Genomic DNA, 10408 nt, shown 5'->3' with positions numbered 1-10408 from the left:
CCCGTACCCAGCAAGCGTTGACCTATGTCAAGGACAACAAGACGCCAGTGGCTTTCCGTGGGCGCTAACCGGCGTGAGCGCCGGGCCACGGCGAGCGGACGCCGACCGCAGCGCCGACGGCTGCGCCTGGAGCCGCTCGAGGACCGCCGCGTGCTCGCGACCTTCGTGGTCGATCTGGCGACCGATCAAGACAACGGCAACACCGCGGCGGGCGATGTTTCGCTGCGCGAAGCGATCGTGCTGGCGAACACGACGCCGGGACCGGACACCATCGAGTTCGCCGCCGGATTGTCGGGGCAGACGCTGCTGCTGAGCGGCTCGTCGCTCCCTGTGACCGAGGCGCTGGTGATCGATGGCTCGGCGCTCGCCGAGCGACCAACGATCGACGCCCAGAGCATCTCGCGTGTGCTCGACATCGGCGCCGGCGCGGGCGACGTCACACTGCGCAACGTAGCGCTGGTCAACGGCCGCGCGGCCGATGCCACCTCTTCTGCCGAGGCGGGCGGATCGGGCGGCGCCGTGCGTTCGCTCTCGACCGGCACGTTGTTGCTCGACGGCGTGTCGATTAACGGCAGCCGCGCCGGCGACGGCTACAACGTCCCTTATGTCCCCTACACCTACGGCGACGGCAGCGACGGCGGATCGGGCGGCGCCGTGTTCTCCGTCGGCAACGTGGTCATCACCGGCAGCACCATCAGCGGCAACCGCGCCGGCGATGGGGGTGAGGCCGACAGCTTCTACTACGGCGCGGGCGGAGTTGGCGGGGACGGTGGCGGCGTTTTTGCGACCGGCGACGTCACGATTACATCGAGTTCGATCACCGGCAACACGGCCGGCAACGGTGGCGCCGACCCCGACGAGTACGGGCCGACCAGCGGCGGCGACGGCGGCGGGGTCTTTGCCGGCGGCACGGTCGTTGTGACCGATAGCACCATTTCCGGCAACGCGGCGGGCGACGGCGGCAACGGCCCCTACGCCGGCGACGGTGGCTCGGGCGGGGCCATTAACGCGAGCGGACTGCTCACCGTCACCCGCTCCACAGTCGCGGACAACCGCGCGGGCGACGGCGGCTCGCGCCCCGAGGTTCTGGCGGGCGTCGCAATTGGCGACGGTGGCGACGGCGGCGGACTGGTCGCCCGCGCCGGCCTGACAATGACCGACAGCACGGTGAGCGGAAACCGATCGGGCCACGGCGGCGAAGCAGACGGCGCGAACACCAGCGGCTCGGGAGGCGATGGCGGCGGGCTGCATGTCGCCGGCGCCCTCGACATCACACAGAGCACCATCAGCGGCAACGCCACGGGCGACGGCGCCACGCTCCGCAACTACAGCAGCGGCTATGCGTACAGCTACACCAACACGGCCGGCGGCGGCGGCCGGGGCGGCGGCGTCTTCGCCACCTCCGTGGGCATAATTCGACAGAGCACGATCACCGGCAACTCGGTCGGCGACGGAGGCGCTTTCTACGGCACCTACGGCTACGCCGGCCCACGGGGCGACGGCGCCGGGGCCGCATTTACCCAGCTCTCGGCCGCGGGCACGATCGAAGGCACGATCATCGCCGGCAACAACATCGACGCGGGCGAGAAGAACCTGCTCGCCAGCGACATCTTTGGCGAGTTCAACCTGATTGGCCCGGGCGACCTGCCGACGCCGCCGCCGGGGTCGTTCAACTTCCCCTTCACGCTCACCAGCAACGACCCGCAGATTGGACCGCTCAAGAACAACGGTGGACCGACGCGAACGCACTCGCCGCTCCGGGGCAGCCCGGCGATCGACGCGGGCGACTTCGAGCTGGTGGCGCCGCCCACGCCGCTCGATCAACGCGGCGCCGGCTTCCCCCGGCTGCGCGGTGGCGTGATCGACATCGGCGCCGTTGAATCGGCCGGCTTTCTTGTCAACGACCTGGGCGACGCCGACGACGGCGACGCGGGCAACGGCGTCACTACCCTCCGCGAGGCGATCAACCTGGCGAACGCCACGAGCGGCTTCGCCATCATCCGCTTCGACGACGCGTTGCTCGGCGAGACCATCACTCTCGGCTCGGAGCTGCAGATCACCGACAGCGTGGAGATCGACTCCCGGCGGACCGCCGCGGGCGTGGTCACGATCGACGCGGCTGGCTCGGGGCGTGTTTTCAATATCGACGATCCGACGACCACCAACGAGTCGTTCGATGTAGTCCTGGATGACCTGATCGTCACCGGTGGGCAAACGACCGGCGACAACGAGCTCGTCGTAGGGGTCGGCTTCGAGACGACGCACAGCGGCGGGGCGATCCGCTTCATGTCGTCCGGCACCCTGTCGCTGCAAGAGACCATCGTCACGCAAAGCGGCACCACCGGCCGCAACGCCGATGGCGGCGGCGTCTTCTCCGCGACCGGCACTGTCGAGCTGCTCGGGGGAGCGATCACCGGCAACTCGACACTGGGTGACGGCGCCGACGGCGGCGGCGTTTACTCGGGCGGCGACTTTGTCATTGGCGGTGAGGGCGGCCTCGTCGAGAACAATTCGACGGCCGGGGTGAGCGCCGACGGCGGCGGCGTGTTCTCGCTGACCGGCAAGGTGACGCTGGGCTCTGCCCTGCTCCGCAACAACACTACGACCGGCGATGACTCCTTCGGCGGCGGCACCTTCAGCTACTCGGGCGACATCACGGCGATCGGAAGCCTCATCACTGGCAACCGCACTACCGGCGACGGCTCGTGGGGCGGCGGCGTGTTCAGCGAACTCGGCCGTGTTGAGATCAGGGACAGTACCGTTTCCGGCAACAGCACCGCGGGCGGGGGCGCCTACGGCGGGGCGATCCGCACGAGCTTCGGCGACATCGTCATCACCGGCAGCACCGTTTCTGGCAATACCACCACCGGCGCGGGGGCGAGCGGCGGCGCGATCCATACCACCGCAGGCAGTGTGCAGATCGTTGGCAGCACCATCGCCGAGAACAGCGTGCAGGGCAGCGGCGCCGTAGGCGGCGGTGTAGTGATGCTGGGCAGCGGCTTCAGCAGCATCGACTCCGCGGAATCGCTCGCGGTTAGCAACACGGTCGTCGCGAAGAACACGGCGGGCGGCGCCTCTTCCGATGTCGAGATCGCCACGGGCTTCTCGACCAGTGTGCTCTACAGCCTGATCGGGAACGCGGAGGGGCTTACGCTTGGCGTCGGGTCCGTGGGCGGCACGACTGCCACGCCTCTCGACCCACGGCTCGGACCGCTCGAAGACAACGGGGGACCGTTCCTTACCCACCGCCCACTCATCGGCAGCCCGCTCGTCGACGCAGGAAACCCGGCTACCTTCGCCACGGGCGGCGACCAACGTGGCGACCGCTTCCCCCGCGTCACCGATGGCGACGGCGACCTGGCGGAGCGTATCGACATCGGCGCCGTTGAGGCGATCGGCTTGGTGAACCCGAGCTTCGAGGCCGGCGGCGGATCGCTGGCGCCTTGGCAGCTCGTGAACTCCGGCGCCGCGACCACCACCCGAGCGGACAGCGGCGTAGCGTCGGCCGGGTTGGCGAACAACGGACAGGGCTTCTCGGTGCTGTTACAGAACGTGCCGATCAACGGCGGCGAGACGTTGCTGTTCTCTACCCAGTATCTTGTCGCCTCCTCACAGCCACGCGACCCCGCTGCTGTCGGAGAGATCAAGGTCGAGTTCTATGACGCGGCCGGTGGCTTCTTTCAAGGACCCAACTTCTTAGGCGAGGTCGTCGCTCCGACATTCGACGCCTCAACGCCGACCGACACCTGGTTCTACGCCGAACTGCTCGCGGCGGCGCCTGCCGAAGCGGTCGAGGCGCGGGTCGTGGTCACCTACGTCGGCAGCGATCCGGGCGCCGTATTCTACGATTCGCTCGCGCTACGCGAGGCGCTGGTGGTCGACAGTGTGGCCGACGTATCGATCGCGGACGACGGACAGACGACGCTCCGCGAAGCGATCACCCTTGCGAACACCCTGCCGGGACGCGACGCGATCGCCTTCGCACCGAACCTTTCGGGCCAAACAATCGCGCTTGCCGGTTCGGAGATCAGCATCACCGATTCGCTCCTGATCGCGGGCGACACGGTCGAAGCGCCGGTGACGATCGACGCCCAGCAGCAGTCGCGGGTCTTCTCGATCAACGACGGCGACGGAGCTGCGACGATCGACGTGGCGATCACCGATCTGACGCTCACCGGCGGCGCGACAAACAACCAGAGCGGCGGCGCCATCAATACGCTTGAGAATCTCACGATCGAGCGATCGGTGATTACGGGCAACCAGACCAGCGGCTTTGGCTTCGGCGGCGGAGTCTTCGCTGGCGGCATCGGCACGCTGACGGTGCGCGACAGCACGATCTCCGGCAACACCGCGTATAGCGGTGGCGCCTTGATCAACTACACGACCGGGGGCGGTTCGGTTGTCATCGAGAGTTCGACGCTCTCCGGCAACGAAGAGTTCGGCTACACGGGCGGCGCCATTTTCAACCAGAGCGTGCTGACGATCACCAACTCAACGATCACCGACAACATCGGCGACGTCGGCGGAATCTTCTCGCGATTCAACGATGTGGTGAACTTGTCCAACAACATCATCGCTGGAAATCGTCGGACCGACGGCACACCAACGAACCTCGCCAATACCGGCACACTCACAGGAGTGCAGCGATTCAACGTGATCGGCCCCGGCGGAGCGATGCTCATGATCGACGGTGTCGATGGCAACCAGCTGGGTGTCGCGGACCCGCTGCTCGGCCCTCTGCAACCCAACGGCGGACCAACACCAACGCACGCCCCGCTTGCCGGCAGCCCGGCAATCGACGCGGGCGACCCGGCTGTCCTCGCCGAGCCCGGCGTGTTCGATCAACGGGGCGAGCCGTTCGATCGGGTCGAGTTCGGGCGGATCGACGTCGGCGCCGTCGAAGTGCAAGATCCGCGTCCGTCGCAGGGTCTGGTGGTGTCCACAATCGACGATGCGTCGGACGGCGACTTCGCGGTCGGCGAGCTGTCGCTCCGCGAGGCGGTCGAGATCGCCAACCTGGCTCCAGGACCGGACACCATCACCTTCGACCCCAACGTGTTCGCCACGACGCAAACGATCGCGCTGGGAAGCGAGCTGCTCGTCACGGGCGACACCACGATCACCGGCCCCGGCGCCTTGCTGCTCGTTCTCGACGGCCAAGACGCGACGCGGGTGCTGCACACCAACGATGGCGACGATGGCGTGCGGAAGTCGGTGTCGATCTCCGGCCTGACGATCACCCGCGGCCGAACGACCTTCATCGACGGCCAGGTAGAACCGGGACGCGGGGGTGGCCTACGCAACACCGAGGACCTCGACCTGACGGACGTCGTCATCAGCGCGAGCACAGGCTCTGACGGCGCCGGCCTGTGGAGCCGGTTCGGAACGCTCGACATCCTTGATTCTCAAATCACCGGCGCCGTCGCCGGCAACAAGGGAGGGGCCCTCTACCTGAGGGACGCCGATGTGACGATCCGCAACAGCGTCGTCGCCAGCGGGCAAGCGAACCGCGGCGGCGCGGCCTTCACCACCGGGGTCAACCTGACGCTGGAAGACTCGACGCTGCTTGGCAACTCCGCGTCGCAAGGCTCAGGCCTTCTTAGGGAGGGCGGCGCGTTGTTCCTCCAAGGACAGACGACGATCGCCCGCAGCACCATCACCGGCGGCTTCGCCGGCCGCAGCGGCGGCGCCATCTTCAACCGCTCTGGCTCGCTTACCCTCGAGAGCAGCACCATCAACGGCGGACTCGCCGACCGCGGCGGGGCGTTGTACAACCACGCCGCCGCGACGGCTGTGATACAGTCTTCCACGCTAAGCGGCAACAACGCCTCCAACGGTGGTGCCATCTACAACAACGGCGCCCTGTCGCTCGCCAACTCGACCGTCACCGACGGCGGCGCCACCACATTCGGCAACGCCGCGGGCATCGCCAACGGCCAGCCGGGCGCCACCGCCACGCTGCGCGACACCATCGTCTCCGGCAACGACGACCCGATGGGCCCGAGCAATTTGCGCGGCGTCGACTTCACCGGCGACTACAACTTGGTTGGCACGGGAGACGCCATCGTGGGCGTCGGCAACGTTGCAAGCGATTCCCCCGGCCTCGCCGCGCTGGGCAACAACGGCGGCCCGACCCAGACGCACGACTTCCTGCCGCTGAGCCCCGCGCTTGACGCCGGTTCGTTCCGCCTGCTGGACGACTACACGTTCAACCGATTCGGTGTCGACTACAACTTCGTCGACATCTTCTCGGCGGCGCAAAACACACCGTCAGTCGTCGCCGGTCAGGCCCGGCTCGACGTCGGCAGCGGCACCGGCGCCCACATCTGGGACGGCGGCGAGACGCTCTCTGCGGTCGGCCAGTTTGTTTCGATAGACATCGGGTTCAACTACCCCACGACGAGCAGCGGCAGCTTCGGCTCCAGCACCGCCGGTCTTGGGCTTTTTTCAACCGCCACCGGCGGGCTGATCGATGAGATCCGCTTGAATACGTCGATCGCAAGTCCGGGCGCCTTCGTGTTCGCAACGTTCGATGGCGACAGTTCGCTCGTCGGAACGCCGACGGGGCTGATGACCATCGTTGCGGAGGTGACCGCCGCGTCGGCCGGCTCGCTCGACCTGCAATACACACTCTTCGGCGACGGCATCGCAGACGTTGTGCGAACTGAGACCCTGTCGGTGAGCGAGATTTATTTCGGGCCGGTAGCGTTCAACGTGGAAGCCCACGGAGCAGTGCACGACAACCTGACCTTTGGTCTCGTCGGAGACGTCCCGGAGTTCGACCAACGGGGCGATGGGTTCAGCCGCCTAGGCTTCGGCGGGTCCGGTCAGTACCTGGACATTGGCGCCTACGAGGCGCAGACCGCGCCCGTCGCGCTGCTCAACCCGGGCGACTTCAACGGCGACGGGTTCGTTGACAACAGCGACCTCAATCTGCTGCTGGCCAACTGGGGCGCTTCGACCGTGCCGCCCGCATGGGTCAATGGCTTCGACACGTTCGTCGATAACGGCGAGTTGAACGCGCTGCTAGCCAACTGGGGCTTCGGTCTTTCGACGAGCTTCGCAACCTCCGGTGTGGCAAGCGCCGCCGCCGTCCCCACCCCCGAGCAGCCTGTCACCGTGACAAAGGCTGCCGCTGCAGAGTCGCAAGCGATCAGCGATGCGGCCTTCGCGACGCTGGCGAGCGACTCCTCGCTAACGATCGACGGTCCTAAGAGTTCCTCTTCGGCGGAAGCGGCCAAGGAACCCGCGTCGAATCGCTCGCGCGCCACGTTCCGCAGCGCGGTCACGCGACTTTCTGACCAGCGTAAGGACACGACGAGCCGGCGTGAGACGTTGTCATCGCAAACTCATCGCGCGGCCCTGCTGTTGTTGGTTGGCTCAACCCCGGCCGGCGACATCCAAGAGCGCTTTGCCGATTCCCCCGCCCCTTCGCTCGGCGCTGAGGACTTCCGGGAAGACGACGGAGTCGATGACGAGACTCTCGACTCCGTGTTCAGCGAGTTCTGATGGCCTCTACGGAACCGACCGGCGAGCCCGAGCCCCTTCGCAGCGTCCATACGACCAGTTTCCCCGCGCTGCTGAAGCAGCTGTGCGCCTCGGTCTTGGTGACGACTTATCAGGCCGGCAAGGTGGTCGTCCTGCGTGAGGACGCGGGCGTACTTAACACGCACTTTCGCAAACTCAACAAGCCGATGGGCCTGGCGCGCGACGGCGGCCGATTGGCGATCGGCTGCAGCGTCGATATCTGGGAGTTTCACAACGTCCCGGCCGTCTGCGCGAAACTCGACGCCTCGGATGATTACCCAAGCACCGAAGCGAAACACGACGCCTGCTTCCTGCCTCGGCGCGCACACTGCACGGGCGATATCCAGATCCACGAGATGGCGTGCGTCGCCAGCGGCGACGGGCAAAGCGAACTGGTCTTCGTCAACACGGCGTTCAGTTGTCTTGCAGAGCGGAGCGATGAGAACAGCTTCGAGCCTATCTGGCGGCCCAAGTGGATCAAGCAGATCGCCCCAGGCGACAACTGCCACCTCAACGGCCTCGCGGTACGCGACGGCCAAGTGAAGTATGTCACGGCCCTCGGTGAAACAAACGCGCCTGGCGGCTAGCGTGAGAACAAGCGCGACGGCGGCCTGCTGGTCGATGTCGCTTCTGAGGAGGTCATCGTCCGTGGGCTGTCGATGCCGCACTCGCCCCGGTGGCACAACGATCAGCTGTGGGTGCTTGAAAGCGGAGAAGGCACGATCGGCGCGGTCGATCTTGAAAGCGGTAAATACGAGCCGATCGCCCAGTTCCCCGGTTTCAGCCGCGGCCTGAGCTTCCTCGGTCCGCTGGCCTTCGTCGGGCTCTCTCAAGTCCGTGAGTCCGCAGTCTTTAGCGGTATCCCGTTGGTTGAGCGACTCAAGGAAGCCCAGGAACGCACGTGCGGCGTCTGGGTGCTCAACATCGACACGGGCGAGACCCTCGGCTTTTGTCAGTTCGAGGAAGGAGTGCAGGAGATCTTCGCCGTCGAGGTCTTGCCTGGCGTACGCTTCCCCGACCTCGTGAACCACGATCCCGAGATCGTTGGCCACAGCTACGTGCTCAGCGACGACGCACTGGCCAGCGTGCCCGAAGCGCTGCGGAAGTGATCGCTCTGGGCGCCAACTACTGGCTACCAAGAAAAGAGCCTGGTTGGCTGATCACAGCGGGTCCTCCGCCAGCCCCCCACGCGGTGGGCGTAGCCCGCGATCGAAGAAAGTTGGTCGATCGGCGGCTCCGCATTTGACTAGTAGTAGTAGGAACTTGGCGGGTCCTTCGCCCTCCTCGATAGGTTACTACCTCCTTACCGAGGTGCGCAGAACTAACTCCCCTTAATTGCAAGGCCACCGCGACTCTGAGCCCCCCGGGGGCGTCGGGGTCCTTCCCGATGACCCCCGCGCAGAGGGCTTTGCCCTCGATCGAGCGACTTTTTCAGAGGCTCAAGCTGAGTGCGTGAGTAAGTAAACGCGCGGGAGTCGTGCCACCGTTAGCAGATGGCGTCCCCCTAAACTCGCTGCGGTGCAGCTCCCCTAGGCAGCTTCAAAGATGTGGCAACTGAGGTCGGCTGCATCGGTCTGCGCGGACTTTCACACGCGGCGAACTCGCCGAGGTCTTCAGGACCGTCCGCAGTTGGCTTGGGGTGCGTCTCCGAGCATGAGCAATGAACCCGGTGAGCGGGATCCCTTACCTAGGGGCTGCGGAACGCGGTCCCCTGCCGTTTGGCGGAGCGCAGGTGGGCGACGGGCATCGTCGAGGACCTGATGGCGTCCCAGGTGGTAGCGGTGCGGCAGCGGATACCTTCAGCTACTTGCGGCGAACACCGGGGAACCGCCATCTCGGAAAAAACACCGAACTGCCGGCCGCACAGCTGGAGTTGTTTAGCAGGTGCGGGAATAATCGGGCCTCCGGTAGACAACTGACGGCCCGATCCGGCATCAACCGCCGGTCAAATTGTCGGGGCCTGTCAGCCTGCTAGCCACTGAGAGCATGTCAAACTCAGTAAGAAAACAGAGTTCCGCCGTGCGCTGGTGCGGAGTAGCCGTAAGGCCTCCGGGCGGCTCTTTCCCGCCTGACAACGCCCGCGCGCGGACGCGCTTTCTATGCGCCCCTCTCTGGGGCCTGGAAAGGCTTCCACACGATGGCACTCTGCCAACACGAGGCCCGCATCGAGCGGGAACGCGAGCGAGTTCAACGCGAACTAGCAGCCCGGCGACCGAAGCGGCCGAAGCTCACCCGGCAACAGCAACTAGACCTGGAGCGGGCCGAGTCGCGCGAGCGGCTGGCCGTCCGAATGCGGGCCACCGAGGCGGCGATTGCGGCCGTCGAGCTGGAACCGGTCAGCGCGGCCGAGCTGGGCGCGGTGCTCAGCGCAATCGGCCTGGTCGACCACGACGAGCGCTGGACCCTCGCGCCGAAAGGGGGCCAGCGATGAACGCCACCCTACCGGAAGCCCGCGCGGCCTGCGGGAACCGCATCGAGGATGCGCGGCGGCTGCTGGCCAGCGGGTACACCGTGGCGGCCGACTGCACGGCGCGCGTCGGCCTGGAGCGGTCCGTCTGGCGGATCGTCGATAAGGCGGGCCTGTGGGCCGACGTGAGGCCGTACATCGGCTGCGGGCCCGCTCTGCACGCCCTGCGGGTGAAGCGCTTCCTGAGTGACGACGTGAAGCGTGAGACGGGCGAGCTGTACGCGGACCTGTCACGCGTCGTGCATGGGGCCCGCGTGACGAAGGAGCGAGCTCTCGAGCTACTCGAGCGCGTCGTTGTGCAGAACGACCGCCTGCGGACGATCCGCGCGCGGATGAAGTAACCGACGCGGCCGGTGGGCGTGGTGCTCGCCCGGCCGCTTTCTATTCACCCGGGGGGGCAACGATGGCCGAAGA

The 10408-nt window shown here is 66.6% G+C and carries 3 protein-coding genes and 1 pseudogene; all 4 read left to right on the top strand.

Features of this window, described 5'->3' with window-relative positions; genetic code table 11:
* Positions 1–24 precede the first annotated feature (24 nt).
* A complete protein-coding gene (locus Pla111_RS00760) occupies positions 25–7509 on the top strand; it encodes a right-handed parallel beta-helix repeat-containing protein (RefSeq protein ID WP_146570426.1) in 7485 nt (2494 codons plus the stop codon).
* A pseudogene (locus Pla111_RS17350) lies at positions 7509–8636 on the top strand (TIGR03032 family protein). Before Pla111_RS00760 ends, Pla111_RS17350 begins: the two are co-directional and overlap by 1 nt.
* 1028 nt (positions 8637–9664) lie before the next feature.
* A complete protein-coding gene (locus Pla111_RS00750) occupies positions 9665–9958 on the top strand; it encodes a hypothetical protein (protein ID WP_146570424.1) in 294 nt (97 codons plus the stop codon).
* Positions 9955–10335: a hypothetical protein gene (locus tag Pla111_RS00745; protein ID WP_146570422.1), complete on the top strand. Its 381-nt coding sequence runs from the start codon at positions 9955–9957 to the stop codon at positions 10333–10335. The genes Pla111_RS00750 and Pla111_RS00745 overlap by 4 nt, the downstream gene beginning before the upstream one ends.
* Positions 10336–10408: the final 73 nt, after the last annotated feature.

Origin of the sequence: Botrimarina hoheduenensis (assembly GCF_007859815.1) — a bacterium.
In the GTDB taxonomy this organism is placed as follows: domain Bacteria; phylum Planctomycetota; class Planctomycetia; order Pirellulales; family Lacipirellulaceae; genus Botrimarina; species Botrimarina hoheduenensis.
Note: the sequence above shows the minus strand (reverse complement) of the source record. Positions and strands in the feature narration are given on the sequence as shown.

Excerpts from the sequence above, each read along its gene's own strand:
- Pla111_RS00760 (WP_146570426.1), top strand. The coding sequence starts at position 25 with ATGTCAAGGACAACAAGACGCCAGTGGCTTTCCGTGGGCGCTAACCGG.
- Pla111_RS00750 (WP_146570424.1), top strand. The coding sequence starts at position 9,665 with ATGGCACTCTGCCAACACGAGGCCCGCATCGAGCGGGAACGCGAGCGA.
- Pla111_RS00745 (WP_146570422.1), top strand. The coding sequence starts at position 9,955 with ATGAACGCCACCCTACCGGAAGCCCGCGCGGCCTGCGGGAACCGCATC.